At 63.3% G+C, this 23,952-nt stretch carries 20 protein-coding genes and 1 pseudogene; 9 read left to right on the top strand and 12 right to left on the bottom strand.

Translation table 11 applies throughout. The features are described 5' to 3' along the window. Window positions 1-70: 70 nt before the first annotated feature. The gene (locus HY836_RS01960; protein WP_290673052.1) at window positions 71-1,567 is read left to right on the top strand and encodes an NAD(P)/FAD-dependent oxidoreductase; all 1,497 of its coding nucleotides are present in this window, start codon (window positions 71-73) and stop codon (window positions 1,565-1,567) included. A 70-nt stretch (window positions 1,568-1,637) separates the two neighbouring features. On the opposite strand, the gene HY836_RS01965 is transcribed toward HY836_RS01960, so the two are convergent. The 7 genes from HY836_RS01965 to HY836_RS01995 all read right to left on the bottom strand — a co-directional run bounded on the left by HY836_RS01965 (window position 1,638) and on the right by HY836_RS01995 (window position 7,182). Further along, window positions 1,638-2,222 (bottom strand): hypothetical protein, encoded by a 585-nt coding sequence (locus tag HY836_RS01965; RefSeq protein WP_290673054.1) that lies wholly within the window; start codon window positions 2,220-2,222, stop codon window positions 1,638-1,640. Between the two features lie 70 nt (window positions 2,223-2,292). Next, window positions 2,293-3,354 (bottom strand): histidinol-phosphate transaminase, encoded by a 1,062-nt coding sequence (hisC, locus tag HY836_RS01970; protein ID WP_290673056.1) that lies wholly within the window; start codon window positions 3,352-3,354, stop codon window positions 2,293-2,295. 206 nt (window positions 3,355-3,560) lie between these two features. Next, complete coding sequence (locus HY836_RS01975; RefSeq protein ID WP_290673058.1) at window positions 3,561-3,881, bottom strand: RNA-binding protein; 321 nt, start codon at window positions 3,879-3,881, stop codon at window positions 3,561-3,563. Window positions 3,882-3,929: 48 nt separating this feature from the next. Then, complete coding sequence (infA, locus tag HY836_RS01980) at window positions 3,930-4,196, bottom strand: translation initiation factor IF-1 (protein WP_290642752.1); 267 nt, start codon at window positions 4,194-4,196, stop codon at window positions 3,930-3,932. 14 nt (window positions 4,197-4,210) lie between these two features. Continuing rightward, a complete protein-coding gene (locus HY836_RS01985; protein WP_290673059.1) occupies window positions 4,211-4,432 on the bottom strand; it encodes a hypothetical protein in 222 nt (73 codons plus the stop codon). Between the two features lie 288 nt (window positions 4,433-4,720). Next, entirely contained in the window at window positions 4,721-5,332 is a 612-nt protein-coding gene (locus HY836_RS01990; protein ID WP_290673061.1) for a DUF1566 domain-containing protein, read from the bottom strand. Next, complete coding sequence (locus HY836_RS01995; protein ID WP_290673063.1) at window positions 5,329-7,182, bottom strand: ATP-binding protein; 1,854 nt, start codon at window positions 7,180-7,182, stop codon at window positions 5,329-5,331. Before HY836_RS01995 ends, HY836_RS01990 begins: the two co-directional genes overlap by 4 nt. A gap of 249 nt (window positions 7,183-7,431) precedes the next feature. Between HY836_RS01995 and HY836_RS02000 the strand changes: the two genes are divergently transcribed. Beyond that, window positions 7,432-7,944, top strand: a complete 513-nt coding sequence (locus HY836_RS02000; RefSeq protein WP_290673065.1) for a hypothetical protein — start codon at window positions 7,432-7,434, stop codon at window positions 7,942-7,944. A 2-nt stretch (window positions 7,945-7,946) separates the two neighbouring features. On the opposite strand, the gene HY836_RS02005 is transcribed toward HY836_RS02000, so the two are convergent. Continuing rightward, complete coding sequence (locus tag HY836_RS02005; protein ID WP_290673067.1) at window positions 7,947-8,135, bottom strand: hypothetical protein; 189 nt, start codon at window positions 8,133-8,135, stop codon at window positions 7,947-7,949. A 319-nt stretch (window positions 8,136-8,454) separates the two neighbouring features. On the opposite strand from HY836_RS02005, the gene HY836_RS02010 reads away from it, so the two are divergent. Continuing rightward, window positions 8,455-11,028, top strand: a complete 2,574-nt coding sequence (locus tag HY836_RS02010; RefSeq protein WP_290673069.1) for a diguanylate cyclase — start codon at window positions 8,455-8,457, stop codon at window positions 11,026-11,028. 3 nt (window positions 11,029-11,031) lie between these two features. Here HY836_RS02010 and HY836_RS02015 read toward each other — a convergent pair whose 3' ends face one another. Beyond that, complete coding sequence (locus tag HY836_RS02015; RefSeq protein ID WP_290673071.1) at window positions 11,032-11,400, bottom strand: hypothetical protein; 369 nt, start codon at window positions 11,398-11,400, stop codon at window positions 11,032-11,034. A 108-nt stretch (window positions 11,401-11,508) separates the two neighbouring features. Between HY836_RS02015 and HY836_RS02020 the strand changes: the two genes are divergently transcribed. The 3 genes and pseudogenes from HY836_RS02020 (at window position 11,509) to HY836_RS02030 (ending at window position 16,808) form a co-directional block, all read left to right on the top strand. Continuing rightward, window positions 11,509-13,113, top strand: a complete 1,605-nt coding sequence (locus tag HY836_RS02020; protein WP_290673073.1) for a hypothetical protein — start codon at window positions 11,509-11,511, stop codon at window positions 13,111-13,113. After that, window positions 13,110-13,742: pseudogene (locus HY836_RS02025) on the top strand (hypothetical protein); the annotation flags it as partial. The gene HY836_RS02020 and the pseudogene HY836_RS02025, both read left to right, overlap by 4 nt. Before the next feature lie 249 nt (window positions 13,743-13,991). Next, on the top strand, window positions 13,992-16,808 hold the full coding sequence (locus HY836_RS02030) for an ATP-binding protein (protein ID WP_290673075.1): 2,817 nt from the start codon (window positions 13,992-13,994) through the stop codon (window positions 16,806-16,808). A 42-nt stretch (window positions 16,809-16,850) separates the two neighbouring features. Here HY836_RS02030 and HY836_RS02035 read toward each other — a convergent pair whose 3' ends face one another. Together HY836_RS02035 and HY836_RS02040 are read right to left on the bottom strand one after the other, a co-directional pair. After that, window positions 16,851-17,402, bottom strand: a complete 552-nt coding sequence (locus HY836_RS02035) for a PEP-CTERM sorting domain-containing protein (RefSeq protein ID WP_290673077.1) — start codon at window positions 17,400-17,402, stop codon at window positions 16,851-16,853. A gap of 101 nt (window positions 17,403-17,503) precedes the next feature. Continuing rightward, on the bottom strand, window positions 17,504-18,433 hold the full coding sequence (locus HY836_RS02040) for a LysR family transcriptional regulator (protein ID WP_290673079.1): 930 nt from the start codon (window positions 18,431-18,433) through the stop codon (window positions 17,504-17,506). Between the two features lie 155 nt (window positions 18,434-18,588). Here HY836_RS02040 and gstA point away from each other — a divergent pair, with 155 nt between their 5' ends. The 3 genes from gstA to HY836_RS02055 all read left to right on the top strand — a co-directional run bounded on the left by gstA (window position 18,589) and on the right by HY836_RS02055 (window position 21,776). Next, window positions 18,589-19,197, top strand: a complete 609-nt coding sequence (gstA, locus tag HY836_RS02045; RefSeq protein ID WP_290673081.1) for a glutathione transferase GstA — start codon at window positions 18,589-18,591, stop codon at window positions 19,195-19,197. A gap of 21 nt (window positions 19,198-19,218) precedes the next feature. After that, window positions 19,219-20,289: a nitronate monooxygenase gene (locus HY836_RS02050; RefSeq protein WP_290673083.1), complete on the top strand. Its 1,071-nt coding sequence runs from the start codon at window positions 19,219-19,221 to the stop codon at window positions 20,287-20,289. Window positions 20,290-20,498: 209 nt separating this feature from the next. Next, on the top strand, window positions 20,499-21,776 hold the full coding sequence (locus HY836_RS02055; RefSeq protein ID WP_290673085.1) for a pectin acetylesterase-family hydrolase: 1,278 nt from the start codon (window positions 20,499-20,501) through the stop codon (window positions 21,774-21,776). Window positions 21,777-22,030: 254 nt separating this feature from the next. Here HY836_RS02055 and HY836_RS02060 read toward each other — a convergent pair whose 3' ends face one another. Continuing rightward, window positions 22,031-23,890: a phosphoenolpyruvate carboxykinase (GTP) gene (locus HY836_RS02060; protein WP_290673088.1), complete on the bottom strand. Its 1,860-nt coding sequence runs from the start codon at window positions 23,888-23,890 to the stop codon at window positions 22,031-22,033. Between the last annotated feature and the right edge of the window lie 62 nt (window positions 23,891-23,952).

Below are 23,952 nucleotides of genomic sequence, written 5' to 3' on the forward strand. Positions count from 1 at the left end.
TTCGAGCCTAGAGGCCTCGTGGGCTACAAAACAAGTCTTGCCTTCACTGGACCAGCAGGAGACAAATCGCATGTCCGAACACTTAGACGTCTTGATCGTGGGCGCCGGCCTGTCTGGCATCGGCGCTGCCTGGCACCTGCGCAAAGCGTGTCCGGACAAGAGCTTCGCCATCCTGGAAGGGCGCGACACGATCGGCGGCACCTGGGACCTGTTCCGCTACCCCGGCATCCGCTCCGACTCGGACATGTACACCCTGGGCTACAACTTCAAGCCCTGGACCGAGCCCAAGGTCATCGCAGACGGCGACCGCATCCGCAACTACATCCAGGAAGTCGCCCGTGATGGTGGCATCCAGAAGCACATCCGCTTCGGCCACAATGTTTCCGCTGCATCGTGGGACAGTGAAACCGCCACCTGGACGCTGACTGTGCGCAAGAAGAACGGCGAGACCGCTCAGCTCACCTGCAACTGGCTGATGATGTGCTCGGGCTACTACAACTACGAAGAAGGCTTCACGCCCGAGTTCAAAGGCCGCGACGACTACAAGGGCCAGGTCATTCATCCCCAGTTCTGGCCTGAGAACCTCGACTACAGCGGCAAGCGCGTGACCGTGATCGGCTCGGGCGCCACCGCCATCACCCTGATCCCGTCGATGACGGACAAGGCCCAGCACGTGACCATGCTGCAGCGCACGCCCAGCTATGTGATCTCGGTGCCGCAGTTCGACCCGATGGTGCGCTTCCTGTTGAAGTTCCTGCCGGACATGACGGTCTACAACATCAGCCGAGCCCGCAACAACTTCATCACGCAGCTGATCTTCAAGCTGTCGCGCAAGTACCCCAATGCCGTGCGCAAGTTCCTGCTCAAGCAGGTGAAGATGCAGGTGGGGCCGAACTTCGACATGAAGCACTTCACGCCGCCCTACAACCCCTGGGACCAGCGTCTGTGCGCCGTGCCCAATGGCGATCTGTTCAAGGTACTCAAGAAGGGCAAGGCCTCGGTGGTCACCGACCAGATCGATCGGTTCGTGGACAAGGGCATCCTGCTGAAGTCCGGCCAGGTGCTGGAGTCCGACATCATCGTCACCGCCACCGGCCTGAACCTGCGCCTGTTCGGCGGCATGGCCATCTCGGTGGACGGCGCGCCTGTGGACATGAGCAAGCACATCTCCTACAAGGGCCTGATGTTCAGCGACCTGCCCAACTTCTCGAACACGCTGGGCTACACCAATGCCTCGTGGACGCTGAAGGCCGACCTGATTGCCGAATACGTGTGCCGCCTGATCAAGCACATGGACAAGACCGGCAACCGCATCGCCGTGGCGCGCCGCGACCCCAATGTGAAGCCCACGCAACTGCTGGACATGACATCGGGCTATGTGGCCCGCGCTGAAGCCCACCTGCCCAAGGGCGCCGACCGCGCCCCATGGAAGCTCTATCAGAACTACGCCATGGACAAGGAACAGCTGCACAACGGCAAACTGGAAGATGGCGTGATGACCTTCTCCAAGCCCCAAAAGGTGGCGCGGCCTGCGCAGGTGGAGCCGCAAAAGCGCTACGCCAGCTGATTCAGACTTCACCGTCCACAACAAGACGCCCCTCGCAAAGGGGCGTTTTTCTTGGGCGCTTCACACGCGATCAGAACGCATCAAACTTGGTCAGGTGGATCTTCTGAGCCGCGTCGATGCGCTGCATGTAGAACTGCCAGGCGCCGCCCTGGCGATGTCCCACCACCACGGCGCATTCGCCGCCCGTCGCGTCGTACTGTTCGCCTGGTGACACCCTGATCAGCAAGCCGCCACGCTGCGCATTGGCCAGGCAGGCGCCGTAATCCACCGAGCCGTCCAGACTGTTGTTGTGCTCGACGGTGGGCCGATCCGGTGAGCCATAGATCAGGAACTGGCAGCCTGTGAGCAGGTCGGTAAAGAACCAGTCGACATCCGAAGGCAGGGTCTGCCGATTGACATCATTGGGTTTGGCCGAAAGGAAGAAGCAATCGAGCTGGTGACTGAGCTTGCCCCAGCGCGAACGCACCTGCAGATACACCGCGGGGTGGGGCTCGTTCGGTGCGGGCACCAGGTCCACCGCATAGTCGCCACTCGACAGGGCATTCGTGTTGTCCTGCTGCTTCTTGTAGAAGTAGTGGCTTTGCGTCTTGATGGCGTAGCGACGCAGGAAATCGTCGGTGTTGTTGATCAGCTTCTTGTTCAAACCGCCAGACATATCGGGCTCCACAGTGGATGACGTGAGCCGCACTGTAGCGACAGCCAACCGCCATGCCACCCGACAAAAGTCACGCCACAGCCAGCGCGGCCAGCAATCGCGCACATTGCGTGTCCGTGCCCACCGTGATGCGCAGGAACTGCTCGATGCGAGGCAGCTTGAACTGCCGAACCAGAATGGCCTGGTCCTTCAAGGCTTGGGCCTGTTGGGCCGCGTCGCGATCAGGATGCCGCGCAAAGACAAAATTGGCCGCGCTCGGCAGCACCTCGAAGCCCAGCGCACGCAGCCCCTCGGTCAGGCGCACCCGGCTTTGCACCACGCGCGAGCACGTCGCCCTGAAGTACGCATCCGCTTCAAAAGAGGCCTGCGCACCAGCCTGCGCCAGGCGATCCAATGGGTAGGAATTAAAGCAGCCCTTGATGCGCTCCAGGCCTTCGATCAACTCACCCGAACCCATGGCGTAGCCCACACGCAAACCCGCCAGGCCACGCGACTTGGACAGCGTCTGCACCACCAGCAGATTGGGATGGTGCGCCAGCAGGCTCACGGCACTCTCGCCGCCAAAGTCCACATAGGCCTCGTCGATCAGCACGACGCGATCGGGCCACAAGTTCAGCAGACGCTCGATCTGTTCAAGCGGCAAGGCCATGCCGGTCGGCGCATTGGGATTGGCGATCACCACGCCGCCCACATCACCGCCAGGGCGGGCATAGGCCTGCACATCGATGCTGAAATCCGCGTTCACCGGCACGACCTCGACAGCAATGCCGTAGAGCTGGGCATACACCGGATAGAAGCTGTAGCTCACATCGGGCATCAGCAGCGGCAAGCCCTGGCGAAAGTAGGCCGCAAAAGCATGAGCCAGCACCTCGTCCGAACCATTGCCCACGAAGACCTGCTCGGCTTGCACACCATGGTGCGCCGCGATGGTGTCGCGCAGCGCCACCGCACCGGGATCCGGGTACCGGCACAAGCTGTCGGCATTGGCCTGGGCGATGGCGGCCAGCACCTCGGGTGCCGGGCCATAGGGGTTCTCGTTGGTGTTGAGCTTGATGAGCTCGGGCAGATCGAGCTGCTCGCCCGCCACATAAGGCTTCAACTGTGGGACCAGGGGGCTCCAGAATCGACTCATGAAAAGGCCTCGCCAATGAAAAAGGCGCCTTGCGGCGCCTTCGGGTGTTGTCTGAGCTTGACTTGCTGCTTGATGTTCTCAAGGTCGTTGCAAGAAGAGCGTGCAGGCATGACCACGGCGCCATGGCAAAGCATGGTGATGGTGGTGATGCGACAAAGCGATCAAGGCCTGCACGTTCATGGGCTCAGTATGGCACGGGTGGCAGCTCAGTAAGAGCTGCGGCCACCACGGTAGCCGCCGCCACCGTTGCCGCCACCGAAGCCGCCCGAAGGACGATCTTCCTTAGGACGGGCCAGGTTCACGACCAGGGCGCGACCGTCAACGGTCTTGCCATGCAGGCCGCGGATGGCGGCTTGGGCTTCTTCAGCCGAACCCATTTCGACGAAGCCGAAGCCCTTCGAACGACCGGTGTCACGGTCCATCATGACCTTGGCGGACATGACGCTGCCGTAGGCAGACATTTCTTGTTGCAGGCTGTCGTCGCGGACAGAGTAGGCCAGGTTGCCGACGTAGAGTTTGTTTTCCATGATGGAATCTTTCAAGAGAGAAATGAGTGAGAGAAAAACCTGTGCGGATCAGCGGTAAGGCCGTCGCGCAGGAATGGGCCCGCCACCCGTGCGGGGCTCCAAATGACGGAAAGTGATACGACCCTTGGACAGGTCGTAGGGAGAGAGTTCGAGCGAAACCTTGTCACCCGCCAGGATGCGGATGCGGTTCTTGCGCATCTTGCCGCCCGAGTAGGCGATGAGCTGGTGACCGTTTTCAAGCGTCACACGGAAACGGGCATCAGGCAGGACTTCGTCAACCTGGCCGCGCATTTCAATCAGATCTTCTTTGGACACGTATTTCCTTGTGTTCAGGCGGGGATGAGGCTGCGGCCTTGGGACAGGGCGTAGCGGGTGGCTTCTTCGCAAGTGGCGAAGGACGGCACGAACCGGAAGATCCGGTCATGGGTGCCACAGCCACGGCCACTGCGCACCGAAACGGACGCAGCGTACCGACCGGAGTCGGTGAGTTTGACGAGCGGCGACAAGAGGTACTTGCCGATGGAGAGTGCGTTAGCTTGAGAAATGTTCACTTCGATGGCACGCGTCGCTCATGCGACCGTGCAAGGTCAATACAGACAAGCAACCGGCGTGGATTCAGCCCGTGAAGGCTCGACATCCCGATCGCCAGATTGCAGAAAAAGGGGTGGGGGTTTGATCTGGTCTAAAAGAAGGTCAAGACCAGAGTGAAGCTCGCCGATTGAGTGCGCGACCGCGAAGACATCTCGGGTCGACAGTCTGATCGAGCTATGAGGGCGCTGTGCGCGTCGAATCGTGGATCAGACGATGAAGGCTGCAAAGGTAAGCAGATCGCAGCTCTATTAGCGCAATATATCAGGCCTTGGGCAATCGCGCTTGCATTTTTTTTCCACACTGAGCAATCGCACCAATCTGACGGGCAGGCGCGTGGTGCGTTTGAGGACATCACCTCTTGCCTCGCCGGTGTCCATGTCCACGGCCCATCCGTGGAGGAAGGCCATGCGGTTGGTGTTCTCGCTGGTGCGCCCCTGGCTCAGGTTGCCATAGTTGTACTGGTTGACCACGGGCGCCGAGCTGTCCACATTGGCCGAGCCCGCCCAGTACCAGCCTTCTGGCGCACGGGGAAAGCGTGAGCGGCCGCCATCACGCAAGGCCTGCATGTCCGACACCAACTGCCGCAAGGCGGTGACGCGCGGCACGCGCCAGTCCTCGCCATCGGCTTTGCGCCTGTCGGCCGCGAGGTTCATGGCTTCCTTGTGCGTAGCCAGCACCGCCTCGCCTTCACAGGTCTTGCCGTTCCAATACATGCCTTCGACGCAACGCGACCAGGCCATGCCGGCCTGCGCATCGATCACGGTCTCACCATCGGTCGATACCGTCAGATGCGCAGCGGGTCCTTGCGCCACGGCGCTCAGCGCAAGCAGTGACAAGACAAGGCTGGCCAGAATTTTCATGTTCGCACCGGCCGCAATGGCTGCCTGCGCAAACGCAAGTGCCGTTTGAGTGCGCGAGCCAGATCGATGGGCCTGAAAGGCTTGGCCAGGTGGTCGTTCATACCCGCCTTGCGGCAACGCTCGCCATACACATCCTTGCCATTGGCCGTCAGCGCGATGATGCTCACGGGCGGTTTGCGCAACTGGCTTTCTTGCTCGCGGATAAGGCGCGTGGCCTCGAAGCCATCCATCTCGGGCATCTCGCAGTCCATCAGCACCAGATCCGCCTGTTTGCGTGCCAGCCAGTCCACCGCAGCCTGCCCACTGTCGATCACCGTCACGTCAACACCCAGGGTCTTCAACTCCGCCTCGGCGATCATGGCGTTGACGGGGTTGTCTTCCACCAGCAGGACATGGGGTGCAGCGTCCTTGAACAGATGCTGCGTCTCAACCAGTTCCTCGGCCTGCGCCGCTTCGGCACTCGCATCCTGAAGGCCGTGCGCTTCCTGGTGAACCGGCAAGGGCAGCGCAAAGCTGAACACGGAGCCTTTTCCCACCTCGCTGACGCAACGCAGCTCCCCGCCCATGGCCTGACACAGATCACGCGAAATGGTCAGGCCCAGGCCCGTGCCACCAAAGCGACGCTGGTAGGTGCCTTCAGCCTGATGAAACGCCTCGAACACACGGGCCACATCCGCAGGGGGAATGCCCACCCCGGAATCCTGCACCTGCACATGCAACTGGCCGCTCAGGGCATCGTGCTGTGCGCTGATCTTCACGAAGCCTTGCTGCGTGAACTTGATGGCGTTGCCCAGCAGGTTGTGCAGGACCTGGCGCAAACGCACCGGGTCACCGAACACATCGAACTCATGGCCGATGTCCAGCGTGGCATACAGGCTCAGGCCGCGCTCCTGCGCATTGACGCGCGAGGTCTCGACCATCTCCTGCAGCAGTGTGCGCAGATTGAAAGGCGAAGCATGAATAGGCAACTTGCCCGCCTCGATGCTGGAGAAATCCAGGATGTCGTTGATGACGTTGACCAGGTGCTCGCCCGAGCCCTTGATGAGATCGAGCTGCCGCAGGCTTTGCATGTCACGCTCGCGGGCACGCAGTTGACGCGTCAGGCCCAGGATGCCGTGCAAGGGGGTGCGCATTTCGTGGCTCATGGTGGCCACAAAGCGGCTCTTGGCTTCACTCAGCGCCTTGGCTTGCTGAAGGGCTTCTTCGCGAATCTGGGCCACCTGCTCGCTTTGAAAGCGCAAAGCCAGCAACTCCTTGATGCGCCGATTCGATCTGCGCCCCTCAGACAGCAGAATCACCCAGGTCCCGAACAGCGCCACCGAGCAATACACGCCCAGATCATCATGGCGGGCCAGCGCGAAGAACAGATTGGGCACCATCATGGCGGACACGAACCCCGCCACGGAAGGCCAGTCCACATGCAGGATGAAGGTGCCCAGGGTTGCCACGCCGATGATCACGCTGATGGTGACCACGGCCACATCCAGTTGATCCAGCGGGGTCAGGCCCCAGCCCAGGAAGCTCCACGACAGGCCATCAAGCGCGGTCAGCAAACGGTAGATCGCCAGCGTCCGCCCGGGTCGCGTATTGCCTTTAAGCAAGAACCAGAACGAATAGGCATAACGCGCACTGCCCAACAGCATGCGCGCCGCCATCCAGTACTCCAGCCCGGGATGGTGCACCCGGCTTTGCAGCACCAGGGATGTGCCCAATGTGCAGATCATGCTGAAGAGCATGGCGTTGGGCAGCAACTCGTGCATGGCCTGCTCGCGCGCCTTGTCGATACGCGCGATCATTTCCGGCGAGGCCGGATTGCTGGCAGAGTTGAACGACGAGGACAGGACGGGCATATCCTTTCCTTCATCGGCACCCCATCCTCATCCCGAACGGGGGATTACACGCCAGCGTGCATTGCTGACGTGAAGTACTGCACAAGGTGCGCCAGCGCAAGACGGCATTGCGCCAGACGAAACACCGCGTCCGATCGCCCGATGCCTGCACGCCCGTTCAAAGTCGCGGAAGGCCCATCGGCACGACGGCCACACGCTTCGCCTTGTCCGATAATCCGCGCACCACAACATGAAATCGGAAGGTGCATCATGACGGCAGAAGAACTCAACGACGTGGTCATGACGGTCTTTGGCCCCCGAGGCGACAAGGCCTACACGTCCGCGCTGGGCACGCTGACCAAGCACGGGGAAGTGCTGATTGGCGCCATCCAGGGCAGCCCGTTCAAACCGGCCGCAGTCATCGAGGGCTTCACGGACGTTCGCGATGGCCGCGCGGATGCCGACACCAAGACCAAACTGAGCGAGCGCACCGGCTTTCATGCCGAGATGTTGATCCTGTCAGCGCTGATCAACTACCTGGAGATCAATCCCGCACAGCCTCTGCCCAATCTTCGCGCAGAACTGGCCAGTGGTGCGGGCAGCATCACGATCACGGCAGACGCCCCATGCTGCAAGCACTGCGGCAACATGTTGGATGCGTTGGGCATCAGCTACTTCGGAGCCAAAGCCGCAGCAGGACTCACGGGCTGGTGGAACCCGTTGACCGATGTTGTCACACCCAACGGCTCTGCAGAATTCCAGAAAGCCATCCCTGGCATGTGACCTCAGTGCCGCATCGACTGCGGCACGTCGAAGTCCATCAGCACGCTGGCCATCTCCAGTGCCCGCCACAGATGCGCGGGCATCTGCATGATCTTGTCAGGCGTCTTCGAGCGGCTGACCCAGGCGCCGATCTCGTGGTGTTGCTCAGGTGTCAGCAGGTTCAGAGAGAGCATCTCGTCCAGTAACTGCATGGGGTCCCCCTTTCAACGGCAAGCAGCGGCGAACAAAAAACGTTCGGTGCACCAGATCACTATCGCATGGCGTGTTGCACCCTGTGTAGAGGAGTACACGCCCCACAGCGTATTAATTCAGGACTTGACCAGAAAAACACACCCCTATTCGGGGGAGCGTTGACCGGATACATCGGCTCGGTTAGCCTGACCGGATCAGAAAAATAACTATGGGGCCGATTCAGGCCAGACTCGGGAAGTACCACGCCATGGCCTACCGCACAGCCGATGCAGGTCTTCGCGGCCTCAGTTTTGACCGGTTTCGTGCCGATAACGGGCTGTGAACCAGATCGTACGTCTTCATCGTGACGACAACTTGCGTCGTGACACGGTTGAACCCGTGCGCTCGGCTGCGCCTGACTCTGCTGAAGCCACACTCGCTCGCGGCCATCTGTGGCTGCGTTTTCCCAAGACACTGGAAGCCGAGTTCGCCGCCGATACGCTGGAGCCTCGTCGCAGATTGCTGGTGTCCTGCGCACTGCTGGGTTGCCTGGGCGTGGTGCTGGGATCGGGCAACGTCAACGACGCCACACCGGAGATCGCAGCCCTTGTCTGGCAACTGGTCTGGGTATGGATGGCACTGGCCATGGCCGGGCTGTTGGCCACCTGGCTGAGCCCCACGCGCGTTCGCCAGGGCTGGCACGCCGAGTTCATCACCACCCTGCTGGGTACGGCCATGAGCCTGCTGGTGATCTGGATGGCCACGGCCAGTCGTGCCGATACGGCCATCACGCACTCGGCCATGGCGGCCATCCCGGTGATGTACAGCTGCATCGCAGCGCGGCTGCGCTTTTACTGGTCACTCACATCGGCACTGATCACCTTTGGTGCCTATGTGCTGTTCGTGAAAGGCTTCACGCCCGACCAGGCCCAGATGGCCACGGGGCTGAGGCACCTGATGGCCATGAGCTTCGCCTTTGGTTTGCTGGCCAACTATGCGTTCGAACACCGCGAGCGCCGCAACTGGTTGCTGCGCCGTGTTGAACAACATCAACGCGATGCCTTGCTGCAGACCTCGGCCCAGTTGCAATTGCTGTCGATTCAGGACCCCCTGACCGGACTGAACAACCGCAGGCAGTTCGACGTCACCTTGCAGGAGGCCATCGACCAGGCCACCTGGGAACAAACACCTCTGGCGCTGCTGGCCATTGATGTGGACTTTTTCAAGCGCTACAACGACAGCCATGGTCATCCGGCCGGAGACACCTGCCTGATCGAGATCGCCCGCGTGCTGGCAATACAGGCCAAGATCCACGGCGGCAGCGCCGCCCGGCTAGGTGGAGAAGAATTCGCCATCATCCTGCCGGATCACGCCCCTGATCAGGCTCAGCATGCTGGTGAAAGCGTTTGCAACGCGGTCGCGGCCTTGCGCATGCCTCACCGTGACTCCACGGTGGCCGATCACGTGACGATCAGTGCCGGGCTGGCAAACTGGCAGGCGGAACCGCGCGACACACCACAGTGCTTGCAAGATCGGGCCGACCGCGCGCTGTATCGAGCCAAGGCCGAGGGACGCAACAAAGTTTGCGCAGAGCAAGCCTGCAATCAGGCAGACAACGCGCCAGTTCACCTGGCCAGCCCCATGCCCACCGAGCGCCTGGCGGGCCCCGTCGATGACCAGGCCGAGGCCGACGAAGAGCGCTGCCAGGAAACGCTGGAGGGGCACTTCCTGAGCCTGCGCTTTCCCGAGCCGCTTGAATCAGCCTACATCGAACACAACGCCGAGCCCAGGCGCAAGCAACTGGCTCTGACCGCACTGCTAGGCCTCTTGATCTTCAATATCTCGGCCATCCTCAACCGCGCCATGTTCGGCGACATTCAGGATTCGGTGCTGGACTTCCAGGTCTGGGTGAGTGCCTGGATCCTGCTGCTGACAACCTTCATCTGGTTCACGCCACGGCCCTTGTGGCGCGAGGCGCTCTACAGCCTGAGCACCGCCACCGTGGCACTGGTATCGACCTGGGTCTTCTCCAAGAGCCAGCTCACCTCCACGCTGAGCTACTCCGTGTGCCTGATGCTGATCCCGATGTTCTCCGGGGTGGCGGCCCGTCAGCCGTTCTGGTTCACCTGTGTGCCCTCCGTGATCACCTCCCTGGCGGTGGCACTGATGCTCAAACCAGTCGGGCCGGTGCAGGAAATCGTGTACGGCGACAACCTGTTCATGATCGTCAACAACATGGTCTACACGCTGATCCTGGCCTATACGCTGGAGCACGGTCTGCGCAAGGAGTGGCTGCTGGCGCGCATCGATGGCATCCAGCGCGACGCCCTGCTGGCAGCCAGCCAGCGCCTGAAGGCCCTGTCGGTGGTGGACCCGCTCACTGGCATCTGCAACCGCCGTCAGTTCGAAGACGATCTGGACCGCATCTGGGGTGAGTGCCTGGATGACCAACGCCCGCTGGGCATGCTCATCATTGATGTGGACCACTTCAAGCTCTACAACGACAAGCTGGGCCACCTGGCCGGTGATGAATGCCTCAAACTGGTGGCCGCGCTCATCAGCAAGACGGCGCAGGCAGACAAAGGCATCGCTGCGCGCCTGGGTGGCGAAGAGTTCGGAGTGTTGCTGCCAGGCGGCTCATTGAACGAAGCGCTGAAACTGGCCGAGCGCATTCGCCTGACGATCAGCCAGGCCTGCATCGCCCATGACTACGCCCCCTCACGCCATGTGACGGTGAGCATCGGCGTGGCCAGCCTGATCCCGCAAGACGGGATGGACCGCATCTCGCTGTTCGCCACGGCGGACAAGGCCTTGTATGAGGCCAAGCGCACGGGCCGCAACAAGGTGCTGGGCCCCAGCCTGTCTGAAGCAGGCCACCACCGGCGGGTCAACCGCTCGGCAGACGTGGCCTGAGGCTTACTTGGCGCTCTTGCCGCCCTTGCCGGCCTTGGCTTCGGCGCTGGCCAGCATGTCCTGTGCCGACAGACCGGCAAACAGCGCCGCAGCGCGCGTCTTGATCTCCAGCAGTTCATCGGCGGTCACCGAGTATTGGCCGGTGGTCTTGTTGACCTTGATGCCGAACTCGACGTCCTTGCCGTTGTTGGACAAGATGCCGCTGGTGAACTCGTAGTCTTCGCTGTCCACCGGCAGGCCTTCGACGTCCACGTCGTAGTCCTGGTAGGTCACGCGGTGGATTTCGCCACTGGCCAAGTCCAGCAAGCCGGTCCCGTTGATCACCTCGTCGGACAGTTCATCGGCAATCTTGATCGGTACTTTCAAATCCACGGCAGGCATCCCTTCTGGCAAAGGGCTCGATTCTGGCATGCCCCCGGTGCTGCAACAGGGTGAAACCGGTAAAAACCCGGCCCCGGGCTTCCGGCACAATCTCCCCCCATGACCGAGGCGCCCCAGATAGAACAACACGAGAGCACCAGCTTCGAGGGCTACTTCCGAGATGCGGACTTTGCCCCTGCCCAGCCCCTGGCCTGGGCCCTGAGCCAGCGCCAGGCCTTGCTGGAAGCACTACGCGGCCTGTTCAATGGCCCGCAAGCCATGGTGCAACTGCGCCTGTGGTGCTTCATGGAGCTGGCGGCCCAGCCCCAGGCCCGCCTGTCACGCGAGGACGTAAACCGTTTGTTCCACGCCGTGCTGCCCGATGCGCTGGACACCGTGCTCAAGCGCCTGCGCGACATCAACCTGCTCGTGTGGGATGCCACCCCGCAGGACTACCACCTGTCACCCCTGGCGCAACAGGTGCATGGCCTGCTGGCCCCGATGACCACGCCCCCGGCGGCTGAATACGACGACATGGCCGCGTTGCTGTCGCAAGTGGCGGGCGCCCAGCAACTGGGCCTGGTCAGCACCAACCAGCTCAAGCACCTGCATGCGCAACTGGCTCGCCTGCACGATGAGTTCTCGGACGCGATTGCCAGCGGCTCGGAATCGCGCCTGCGCGTGGCCCAGCCGCGCTTTGACCGGGCGCTGGAGCTGGTCGACCGCGCCGGCCAGGCCCTGACCGCGCTGATCCGCGCCGAGCACGAAGACCCGCGCCTGGAGCGCGAAGCCCGCGCCATCGGCCAGGAACAGGCCCGCCTGCTGTCCATGGCCAGCCAGTTCACCCGCGCCCTGCAACAGGCCGACCGCCAGCGCGTGACGCTGGGCTCCACCGGCCTGACCACCTCCGATGTGCGCGCCTGGCTGCAACGCCACCCGGCCCTGTGGGAGATCATGGGCGAGGCCTTGTCGGTGCCCGTGCGGCCTGTGATGGTCAGCCAGCATGACCTGATCGACGTGGCCGAAGGCGAGTTCGAGCGTGATCGCCCCGTGGCACAAGGTCTGGCCGGTTTGCCGCCGCCAGCAGAGGCCGCCAGCGGCACGCTCGACACGCTCAGCCTGCCGCCCGAACTGGGCAACCTGATCAGCCTGCTGGACCGCTGGTCTGAAATGGCCACGGAAGAGGCCGCACAGCGCGTGGCGGCGGAGGCAGCCGGCGAAGCGTTGAGCCCCGATGCCCCCGCCCCTGGCACGCGCCCCTTGTCGGACGCCATCCTGGGTGGCCGCTTTGCCCAAGCTGCCTACCGGATGCAGCTGATGCCTCTGGTGGGCGATGCGCAGGCCCAGACCCTCAAGGGCCTCACGGGCGACCTGGCCCGGGCGCCCTGGCAATGGCAGTTCAAGCCGAACCACGTGGGCACCACCGATGAAGCCGTGTCCCTGGTCAGCGACGGCTTCGTCCAGCCGATCCAGTTTGATGCGCAAGGCCAGCCCATCGCGCTGCCGGTGGATGACCGCGAGCCCATTGTGCTGAGCCCCAGGCCTGCGCCCGAAGCCAAGCCCAAAGGTCGCCCGCCCGGCCGAGCCAAAGGTGGCAAAGCGCCTGGCACCCCCGAATCTGGACCAGCCGGTGCTTCAGACCCGTCCTCGTCAGCCCCATCCAGCGAACCCGCAGCCCCTGACGCATCCAGCGCCCCACAAGATTCCAACGAAGCCCAAGCATGAGTTCCCATCTCGACGACGCGGCCCTGCTGGCCGCCGAACTGCTCGCGCGCCGCTGGCTGCCGCGCCAACACACCAAGGTCAAGCGCGCCCTGATTGACGCCGACCTGTGGCAAGCGACACAGGATCGCCTGGCCCAGGTTGGCCTGCGCCTGATCGACAACATCTACGCCGACCATGTCAGCGTGGCCCTGCTGCGCCCGGCCGAAACCGCCGTGTTTGGCGAGACGGGCCTGAACAGCCACAACAACATCGACCTGCCGCGTGACGCCGTCTCGCTGCTGGTGATCCTGTGGGCGTTGATCATCCTGCCCAAGCGCGAACGCCAGGCCGCCCGCGCCAACCAGGCCGAAGGTGACGATCAGAACGACATGTTCGGCAAGGACAAGCCCATCCCCACGGCGGCCAGCGTGAGCCCCCTGGTGTCGTACAAGGCCTTGCTGGCCGACTTCGGCATCCAGTTGGGCAAAAAGACGCGCCTGGACACCAACCTCAAGCGCCTCGAAAACCACGGCTTCATCATCCGCAAGGGCGAAGACGTGGCCGAAGGCCCGCTGCTGGACCTGCTGCTCGACTACGACGCCCTGGCGCCGCGCATCCTGCAAGGCGCACTGGGTGATGTGCTGGCGCAAGCCAAGGAACTGGTGGGCAACCTGCCCCTGGCGATCACGCAGCCGCCGCTCGAAGAGTTTGAAGAGATCCCGGAAGACGACATCGAGATGGAGGCGAATACCGCTGTGGATGACGCGGCCTCAGCATCCGTTGACGCAAATGCATCGACCGAAGCTCATGTCGCGGCCGAGCCAGCGCTTGCTGATACCGGCGCCGACACGCCAGTTGCCCCTGCCTCTCCAGACACCCCCGACCAGGCCTGATCCCCGATGTTTCACCTGCAAAGCCTCGAACTGCTGCACTGGGACTATTGCCAGCGCCTGACCCTGCCGCTGGACGGCGCCATCATCACGGTGGCCGGCCCCAATGGCTCGGGCAAGACCACCCTGCTGGACGCCATGCGCACCCTGCTGGGCCTGGATTGCTCGGGCGGCCGCAACTACAAGACCTACGCCCGCCACGCCAATGCCGACAGCGCCTGGCTGCGCGCCACGGTGGACAACCGCCCCCGCAACCGCCAGTCATCGAACCGGCCCTTTGCCCGCTGCCTGTTGTACAGCGATGTGGTGACGCTGGCCTGCCGCATCGACCGCAATGGCGGCGACTGGACGCGCCGCTACATCATGGTCGAAGGCGACATCAGCGTGGAAGAGCTGATCGAGCGTGGCGACCGCGACTGGCTGGGCATCGACAACTGGCGCCGCCGCCTGGAAGGTGCGGGCCTGAGCCGCGCCATTGCCAAGGTGCTGGCGCTGGAGCAAGGCCAGACCGACCGCCTGTGCGAATACAGCCCCAAGGAACTGCTGCGCCTGGTGTTCGACGTGTTCGGCGACCAGGACGTGCTCGACCGCTACGACGAAGCCCGCAACCACCAGCGCCAACTGCTGCAGGAAGTGGAAGCCGCCGAGCGCGAGCTGTCGCACGGCAAGGCCCAGCGCGCCGAGCTTGAATCGCGCGTCAACAACTACCGCCAGTGGGAACTCAAGTGCCAGGAGCGCGAAACCCTGGCCACCGAAGTCGTGCCTGTGCTGAGCAACTTCGAGACCCGCAAGAGCCTGGCCGGCAAACTGCGCGATCTGCACAAGCAACGCCTGCAATCATCGGACGACCGCCGTCAGCATGGCCAGGTCAAGGCTGACTTGCTGCAACGCCTGCAGGACCAGACCGACACCGCCACCCGCGTGGAAGAGCTGGAAGCGCAAGTGCGCAGCGCCCGCCGGGTGCAGGAAGAAGCCCGCGACGCCGAGCGCCCGATCGAGCTGCTGGTCAAGCGTGCCGACGAGCTGCAAGGCCTGGCCAGCGTGGAAGGTGACGCGCAACAGCTCACCCAACGCATCCAGGAACTCAGCGACCACAAGCAGCAGCTGTCCACCCAATGGCAGCGCCTCAAAGACCAGCGCGACGAGGCCCAGCGCGCCCTGAACGGCCTGCAAGGCCAGCGCCTGGCCCCGCCGCCACCTGAAGTGCAACGCTTCCGACGCACGCTGGATGAGGCTGGCATTGCTCACCATGTGGTGAGCGACATCATCGAGATCACCGACGAGAAGTGGCGTGCCGCCGCAGAAGGCGTACTGCGCGGCAGCCGCTGGGTGGTGGTGCTGGATCGCCCCTCGCAAGAGGCCCAGGCCATGGCCCTGGCCGAGAAGGAGCGCTTTCGCCACTACATCGTGGCCGAGGCCGAAGACGCGCCCGCCAAGCCCGATGCCGACAGCCTGCTGGCCGTGCTCAAGATCAGCGCCCCTGCCCCGCACTGGTTGCTGCGCCAGTTGGAAAACATCCAGCGCGTGGCCAACACGGAAGCCGGCGTCAAGATCCGAGGAGAGTGGATCACGCCCGACGCCTATCACCGCGATGGCCGTGGCGGCCGCTCGGTGTGGGTGGACCCGAGCCAGTACCAGTTCGGCGCCAGCGCCGTGGCCTCACGCCGCACCTCGATCGACAACCGCCTGGCCCAGCTCGATGAAGAGATGACCCGCATCGTGCGCGATCAGGCCTTCTTCGATCGCCAGTTGCAGGACGCCCGCAAGGCCGCGCAAGGCTTCACCGCTGCCGCCGAACTGGCCGAGCGCGAAGCCGAGTTCAGCGAGGCCCGTCGGCAACTGCCCATGCTCAAGCAGGCGCGCGCCGAAGCCGGCGAGCGCTGGCAACAAACCGAGGCGCAACTCAAGCGCGCCGTGGTCGAACAGACCAATGCCCAGCACGCCTACAAGCAGGCACAGGAACGCCTGGCCCACATCGAACAACGCAGTGCCCAGCACGAACGCGAATGGCAGCAACGCTTTGATGACGTGATGGCGCAGGCCGTGATGTCACGCGAGGTGAAGCTGCAGATGCCACGCCACTGGCGCACGCCCGAGCGCGTCAAGGACATGCAGGGCCATTACGGCAACGCGACACAGGCTCGCCTGCGTGCCGAAGCCGTGGAGCGCGAACTCAACGAAGGCAAGTGGGAAACCGATCCCACCGTGCTCGAACAGCTCACGCTGATGAACGCCAACGTGCTGCGCCAGGAAGACGAGCTCAACCAGCGCAAATCCAGCAATGCAGCCGCCGCCATCGCGGTGGACAACGCCCGCGAGCGCTACACCGACGTGCTCAAGGTCACGGTGCGCCGCTACCGCAAGAACATCATCGAACTGGGCCAACTGGCCGGCGTGGAAGTCAACGCCGAGTTGCCTCACCTCGATGGTGACGATGCCTTGCTGCGCCAGGCCGAACTGCGCGTGCACTTCAACTTCGATGGCAAGGGCAGCATTGGCCTGAACGACGGCGAAGCCTCGGGCGGCCAGCAGGTGATCAAGTCGCTCATCCTGCTGGTGGGCCTGATGAAGGACGACGAAACCCCGGGCGGCTTCGTGTTCATCGACGAACCCTTCGCCCACCTGGACGTGCGCAACATCCAGCTGGTCGGCCACTTCCTGCGCTCCACGCGTGCGCAGTACGTGCTGACCACACCGATCACGCACAACGTCGAGGTGTTCGAACCGGCGGACGTCACGCTGGTCACGTCAAAGAAGCCCAAGGGCGCGCGCTGGGCACCGCCGATTGGCGTGCTGCAGCGCCGTGTGGCGCCTGAGGTGTACTGAGTCAGCAAGAGGCCCTGCAAAGGGCCTCTTGTCATGGGCGCATCACGCCTGCTGGGCGCGCTGGCGACGAACAGCCGCCACACCCGCCAGGCCCAGGCCCATCAGCGCCAGGCTGGTGGGCTCAGGCACGGCCGGACTAACAGACAGCGTGAAGCCAGCGCCAGTCAGCCTGGCGGCATCCGAGAGCGTGCCACTCAAACTGATCCTGTACATGCTGGGCGAAATACTGATCACACCTGCCGTGCCTGGCTGCGTACCCAGGTCAAACGGCTGCCCATCGAACACGATGGACCGGGCCAAGGTGCGCGACTCGATCTGCCCACGCAGCTCGCTGAACCAGGTTTCCGTCAAGGTGACCGCGCCCGAACTGATGCCGGTCAACACGCCCGTCAACACGCTGTCATGTTCCAGATGGAACCGCGTGTCGAAGACGAAGGCCCCGCTTGAAGCACTCAGCGCTGGGATCGACACCACCTGATCGCCAAAGTCAAAGCTACCCCAATACGGAACTGTCGAATCGGCGGCCTGCGCCGAAGTCGAAAAGGATGCGCTGGCCACCATGGCGGCCAGCATCACTGAAGTGATGCGTTTCATGTCGTTCCCTGTAGATTACAGTTGATTGTGGTGCGACCGATTTAAACGGCCGCACGGCACCAATGTAGCAACAAAACAGTCCGGTGGACAAGGGCAGCCAATCAGCCTCTTGCGCGGGCGTTCGGGCCCAGGTTGTCCAGCAAGAAGTCAGCGAGCAGGCGCGCACGCTTGTGCAAGTGGCGTGCGCTGGGGTACACGATGGAAAACGGCCGCGAGCGCCCGCCGAACGGCGCCAGCACCTCGACCAGCTCACCACTGAGCAACTCGCGCTCAACCAGGAAGCGGCTGGTCTGATACAGCCCCCCGCCATGGCGCGCCAGGTGCACGCCGCCATCGAGCTCCTCCGAGCAGGTGATGCTGCCGCGTGTGCTCACCTCGACATCCTGCCCGTCGACGATGAAGGACCAGTCCACACAACGCCCTGTGCGCGGCAACACGAACTGGATGCACTCGTGGCCACGCAGGTCGTCGATGGTCTTGGGCTCGCCGGCGCGCGCCAGATACCCGGGTGAGGCCACCACCACCAGTTCCGAGTCTTCGATCTTGCGCGCCACCAGGCTGGAGTCGGCCTGATGGCGCGCACGCACCGCCAGATCGAAGCGGTCCTTGGCGAAGTCCACGTTGCGGTTGCTGAGCTGGATCTCCAGGCTGATCTCGGGGTGCCGTTGCCGAAAGCGGGGCAAGAGCGGCAGCACCCGATGGCGCCCATAACCTGTCGCCAGGCTCAGCCTCACCACACCCGATGGCTGCGATTGCTGGCGACTCAACTGGCGCTCCACCTCGGTGAGCTGCGACAAGGTCAGGCGGCATTGCGCCAGGTACAGCCGCCCCGGATCGCTCAGGCGGATCTGGCGCGTGGTGCGCATGAACAGGCGCACGCCCAACCGCGCCTCCAGCCGGGCTACGCTGCGGCTCACCGCGCTGGGCGTCATGCCGGTGCGTTCGGCTGCGGCGGTGAAGCTGGCGGCATCGGCTGCCAGCACGAACAGCTCCATGTCGCCCAGTTGCGCGTCTTCAAACTGTCGGCTCATGCGAGGCCCTCCGCTTTGATCAGGTTCATCTTCCCACGCCTATTTTTGCGCCATACGCATCAGTCATGTGAACCATAGCCCATTCACATGCACTGCAAGCATCAATAAGCTGAAAGCCCTGATCAACACAAGGGCCCACGGCCCCTCCACGCATCATGAAGCTCTACTACAGCCCCGGCGCCTGCTCGCTCGCCCCACATGCCCTGCTGATCGACATCGCCCTGCCGTTCGAACTGGTCAAGGTCGACACCGGCAAAGGTCTGACCGAACATGGCCTGCGCTTCAGCGACATCACACCCAAGGGCGCCGTGCCCCTGCCCGAACTCGACAACGGCGAGCGCCTCAGTGAAGGCGTGGTGATCTGCCAGTACTTGTGCGACCAGGCCGGCCGCACCGACCTCATGCCCGCAGCAGGCACCATGGCGCGCTACCGGGTGATGGAGTGGCAGAACTACATCACCTCCGAACTGCACAAGTCGTTTGCGCCCTTGTTCAACGCGCAGGCCTCCAAGGACACCAAGGCCTTGTTCACCGAGCAACTGCAGCGCAAGTTCGCCTGGGTGTCATCGCAACTGGCCGACCGCCTCTACCTGACGGGCGAGACCTACACCGCCGCCGATGCCTATCTGTTCGTGGTCGCGTCCTGGGCGGCGTATGTGCAGCTGGATCTGTCGGCGCACACGCATTTGCAGGCCTTCCTGGGCCGAGTGAAGGCTCGCCCCGCCATGCTCGCCGCCATGAAGGCGGAAGGGCTGCTGCAGTAAACGCAAGAAGGCCGCACGATCATGCACACCGATACCGCTTTCACCCGCAGGCTGGGGCTGCCTTGGCCCCTTGTCCAAGGCCCTTTTGGCGGCGGGCTGTCGTCCGTCTCGCTCGTGTCGGCCGTCAACGAGGCGGGCGGGCTGGGCTCGTTCGGTGTGCATCACCTGCATGCGGATCAGATCATGCAGGTCGCCCGTGATTTGCGAGTGGCGACGAACAGGCCCTTTGCACTCAATCTGTGGATCCCCTTGCACGATGAGCCGGAGCACCCCGTCGTGTCCGATGCGCAATGGGATCGGGCCGTGCGCCGCCTGCAGCCCTTCTTCGACGAACTCGGGCTGGATGCGCCCTCACGGCCCACGCCGTCTGCCGTCTGGCCGGCCTACGATCAGCAAATCGAGGCCTTGCTGGAAGCCCGGCCCGCCGTGTTCAGCTTCGTGTTTGGCATCCCCTCGCCAGCGATCCTGTCTCGCTGTCAGCAACTCGGCATCGTGACGATCGGCGCGGCCACCACGCCGCATGAGGCCCGCCTGCTGGAACAAGCTGGCGTGGACATGGTGGTGGCCACTGGCAGCGATGCGGGCGGCCATCGGGTGTCTTTCACCGATGCACCAGAAAACCTGCTGACGGGCACCTTCTCGCTGATCCCGCAGGTGCGTGATGCCGTGCGCATCCCCGTCATCGCTGCGGGTGGCATCGCCGATGCGCGCGGTGTGAACGCCGCCATAGCGCTGGGTGCCGATGCCGTCCAGATCGGCACGGCCTTCCTGGCCTGCGACGAGTCCAACGCCGGGCGCCCCCATCAGGCGGCACTGCACGCGCCAGACATGGACAGGCAAGGCACCACCCTCACCAGAAGCTTCAGCGGCCGGCTCTCACGTGGCCTGCGCAACCGGCTCACCATCGAGCTGGCCCAGGCGCCCGAGGACATCCTGCCCTACCCCTGGCAGAACTGGTTGACGGGTGTGCTCAAGCGCGCAGCGATCGCGCAAGGCAGAGCCGACTTGATGTCCTTGTGGTCGGGTCAGGCTGTGGGCCTGGTTCGCCATCGGCGGGTGGCCGAGCTCATGCAAAGCCTGACCAGCGAGTGACCGAATTGGCCAGACATTAACTTTGTCGGCCAAGCGACGACTCGGGATTACCCGGCTGACATTACACGCCAAGCGTCATGGCGCTGACACTTGCGCCCCCCTTGTCTTAGGGGTAATGGCGGGGACACGCAGGCTTACCCGCCCCTGAAAAAAAACACCGTGTTTCAGACTGCATCACAAGGTCCACACCAACCGTTGATGGAGTCAACATGACACTGAATTCACTGATCAAGGCCGCCAGCAAAGCCGTTGGCATCAGCCTGCTGTGCAGCATCGCTGCGCAAGCCGCTTACCTGAAGTGGGAAATGGTCGAGCTGCCCGCCTCCAGCGGCGCATCGTGCGGCAATGGCACCCCCTACCGCTTCTTCGTCAACCGCACCCCCTTCACCAGCAAGACCGTGGTGATGTACGAGGGCGGCGGCGCCTGCTGGGAAAAGGGCACCTGCGAAAACAAGGCCGGCACGCTGCTGGGTGCCGTCAACCCGGATGGCATTCCCACCAACTACATGAGTGACTGGAACCGCCAGGCGCATCTGGGCCTGGTCACACCCTTCACCACGCGCGTCAACCCGCTGACGTCCACCCAGACACAAAGCTGGAACATTGTCTACCTGACCTACTGCACCGGGGACGTGCACGCCGGCAACAAGGTCACCACCTACACGGATGACGCCGGCTCGGTCGCCTGGTACCACCGCGGCGCGGTGAACGCCAAGGCTGTGTCCAACTGGATGGCCGCCAACCTGCCCAAGCCCGATGTGCTGCTGCTCACCGGCTTCTCGGCAGGCGGCACCGGCTCGACGGTGAACTTCCCCTACATGCGCACCGTGACCAAGGCCAACAAGGCCGCGCTGCTGGCCGATTCGGGCCCGCTGTTCTGGGCGCCACGCAACAGCACGCCAGAGCAATCGCCCTCGCTGCCGCTGCACAACAAGATCCGCGAAGTCTGGGGCCTGGACGAGCCCAATGGCCTGGCCACCGAGCTGATCACCAAGTACCCCACCGCTGGCGACACCAACAACCTGGGCTCGATGACCGCCGGCCTGAGCAAGATCTTCCCGAATGACCGCATCGGCTACGCGATGTTCCAGGAAGACACGAACTACTCGGCCTTCTCGTATGAGAAGTTCTACACCGAGATCTCGGGCGCAGCCACACCAGAAGCACGCCTGGCCGCCCTGAACAGCCGCTGGCGCCAGGACATCAACACCATGGTGGCCCACCTGCCGGCCGGCCCCAACCTGGGCTACTACCTGCCGAACTACCGCGAGATCAATGGTGCGCACTGCCTGACCATCGTGACCTTTGGCGACACCGGCATCAAGGAAGCCAAGCTGGCTGGCGTGGGCACCTTCCTGGACAACCTGCTGGACTTCTCGGGCAAGAAGCCTGTGATCCGTTCGCTGGAACTCAGCCGCGAGAAGGCACCAGCCACCTCGCTGACCGATCTGGTGGCGCAACTGATCGGCAAGGCCGGCCTGTTCTGATTCATTCCTCCTCGGGATTCGTCCCCTTCAAAGCGGGCCTTCGGGTCCGCTTTTTTTATGCCGCTTTGGATGGTTGATGGCTTGCTTGCACCTATCGAGCGTGACCGGAACAAGATTTCAGCCATGAGCTGGGTAGACAAAAGTCTAGGTCATCGGGGAGGCGATCCGCCTGAACGTTAGCGCCGACCCTCACTCGCCCCAAACAAAAACAGCGCCCGAAGGCGCTGTTCTCACGAGAGCCAAGAGGCCCTGTATCAGGCAGCCAGACGCTGTTCCAGCTTCGCCTTGGTGGCGGGCATGGCGGCAGGCAGGTTGTAGGCCAGTTGCGCGAACAGTTCGTCGTGCAGCTTGAGTTCTTGTGCCCAGGCAGCCTTGTCGATGCCGATGACCGACTGGAACTGATCCTTCGTGAAGTTCAGGCCATTCCAGTTGATGTCTTCGTAGTTGGGGCTCGTGCCGAACGCGTTTTCCACGCCATTGGCCTTGCCTTCCAGGCGGCCGACCATCCACTCCAGCACGCGCATGTTTTCGCTGTAGCCAGGCCACACGAACTTGCCGTCAGCGCCCTTGCGGAACCAGTTGACACAGTAGACCTTGGGCAGTGCGTGACCAGCAGCCTGCAGCTTGGCGCCCAGGTCCAGCCAGTGCTGGAAGTAGTCGCTCATGTTGTAGCCCATGAAGGGCAGCATGGCGAACGGATCGCGGCGCACCACACCCTGCTGGCCGAAAGCAGCAGCGGTGGTTTCCGAACCCATGGTGGCGGCCATGTAGACGCCTTCGGTCCAGTCACGGGCTTCGGTCACCAGCGGCACGGTGGTCGAGCGACGGCCACCGAAGATGAAGGCGTCGATCGCCACACCAGCGGGGTTGTCCCACTCGCTGTCCAGCGCGGGGTTGTTGGTGGCAGCCACGGTGAAGCGGGCGTTGGGGTGCGCAGCCTTGGCGCCCTTTTCCTTGGCGATCTGAGGCGTCCAGTCGTTGCCTTGCCAGTCGATCAGGTGAGCAGGCAGCTCGTCCGTCATCGATTCCCACCACACGTCGCCGTCGTCTGTCAGGGCCACGTTCGTGAAGATCACGTCACGGTCCAGCGACTTCATGCAGTTGAAGTTGGTCAGGGTGTTGGTGCCAGGGGCCACGCCGAAGTAACCGGCTTCAGGGTTGATGGCGTACAGCTTGCCGTCGGCAGCAGGCTTGATCCAGGCGATGTCGTCACCGATGGTGGTGACCTTCCAGCCGTTGTAGCCTTCTGGCGGGATCAGCATGGAGAAGTTGGTCTTGCCGCAGGCCGAGGGGAACGCAGCAGCGACGTGGTACTTCTTGCCTTCAGGATTGGTCACGCCCAGCAGCAGCATGTGCTCGGCCAGCCAACCTTGGGCACGGCCCATGGTGGAAGCGATACGCAGGGCGAAGCACTTCTTGCCCAGCAGCGCGTTGCCGCCGTAGCCCGAACCATACGACCAGATTTCGCGGGTCGTGGGGTAGTGAACGATGTACTTGGTGTCAGGGTTGCAAGGCCATGCCACGTCCTTCTGACCTTCAGCCAGAGGCGCACCCACGGTGTGCACGCAAGGCACGAATTCGCCATCCGTGCCCAGCACGTCGATCACGCCCTTGCCCATGCGGGTCATGAGCTTCATGTTGACGGCCACGTAGGCGCTGTCAGAGAGTTCAACGCCGATGTGGGCGATGTTGGAGCCCAGAGGGCCCATCGAGAACGGCACGACATACATCGTGCGGCCCTTCATGGCGCCCTTGAACAGCGCTTGCTCGCCGGTTTGCAGCTTGGCGCGCATTTCAGCGGGGTCACACCAGTTGTTGGTGGGGCCGGCGTCTTCCTTGCGGTCAGAGCAGATGTAGGTGCGGTCTTCCACGCGGGCCACGTCGGACGGGTGGGTCCAGGCCAGGTAGCTGTTGGGGCGCAGCTCAGGGTTGAGCTTCTTGAACGAGCCGGCAGCCACCAGTTGGGCGCACAGGCGGTCGTACTCTTCGGTGCTGCCATCGCACCAGTAGATGTCCTTGGGCTGAAGCAGCGCGGCCATCTCGGCCACCCAGGCGATCAGCTTGGTGTTTTTGACGTAGGCAGGTGCATTCACCTGTGCAGTTGCAGTCGTCATGAGTAGTAGCTCCAGAAAGTAAAAAACAGGGTCTCGGCAGCGCCAACACAAGCATGATTCAC

Origin of the sequence: Aquabacterium sp., assembly GCF_016234775.1 — a bacterium.
Lineage (GTDB): Bacteria > Pseudomonadota > Gammaproteobacteria > Burkholderiales > Burkholderiaceae_C > Aquabacterium.

Coding starts and splice junctions, on each gene's coding strand:
- HY836_RS01960 (WP_290673052.1), top strand. CDS start 71: ATGTCCGAACACTTAGACGTCTTGATCGTGGGCGCCGGCCTGTCTGGC.
- HY836_RS01965 (WP_290673054.1), bottom strand. CDS start 2,222: ATGTCTGGCGGTTTGAACAAGAAGCTGATCAACAACACCGACGATTTC.
- hisC (WP_290673056.1), bottom strand. CDS start 3,354: ATGAGTCGATTCTGGAGCCCCCTGGTCCCACAGTTGAAGCCTTATGTG.
- HY836_RS01975 (WP_290673058.1), bottom strand. CDS start 3,881: ATGGAAAACAAACTCTACGTCGGCAACCTGGCCTACTCTGTCCGCGAC.
- HY836_RS01990 (WP_290673061.1), bottom strand. CDS start 5,332: ATGAAAATTCTGGCCAGCCTTGTCTTGTCACTGCTTGCGCTGAGCGCC.
- HY836_RS01995 (WP_290673063.1), bottom strand. CDS start 7,182: ATGCCCGTCCTGTCCTCGTCGTTCAACTCTGCCAGCAATCCGGCCTCG.
- HY836_RS02000 (WP_290673065.1), top strand. CDS start 7,432: ATGACGGCAGAAGAACTCAACGACGTGGTCATGACGGTCTTTGGCCCC.
- HY836_RS02005 (WP_290673067.1), bottom strand. CDS start 8,135: ATGCAGTTACTGGACGAGATGCTCTCTCTGAACCTGCTGACACCTGAG.
- HY836_RS02020 (WP_290673073.1), top strand. CDS start 11,509: ATGACCGAGGCGCCCCAGATAGAACAACACGAGAGCACCAGCTTCGAG.
- HY836_RS02030 (WP_290673075.1), top strand. CDS start 13,992: ATGTTTCACCTGCAAAGCCTCGAACTGCTGCACTGGGACTATTGCCAG.
- HY836_RS02035 (WP_290673077.1), bottom strand. CDS start 17,402: ATGAAACGCATCACTTCAGTGATGCTGGCCGCCATGGTGGCCAGCGCA.
- HY836_RS02040 (WP_290673079.1), bottom strand. CDS start 18,433: ATGAGCCGACAGTTTGAAGACGCGCAACTGGGCGACATGGAGCTGTTC.
- gstA (WP_290673081.1), top strand. CDS start 18,589: ATGAAGCTCTACTACAGCCCCGGCGCCTGCTCGCTCGCCCCACATGCC.
- HY836_RS02050 (WP_290673083.1), top strand. CDS start 19,219: ATGCACACCGATACCGCTTTCACCCGCAGGCTGGGGCTGCCTTGGCCC.
- HY836_RS02055 (WP_290673085.1), top strand. CDS start 20,499: ATGACACTGAATTCACTGATCAAGGCCGCCAGCAAAGCCGTTGGCATC.
- HY836_RS02060 (WP_290673088.1), bottom strand. CDS start 23,890: ATGACGACTGCAACTGCACAGGTGAATGCACCTGCCTACGTCAAAAAC.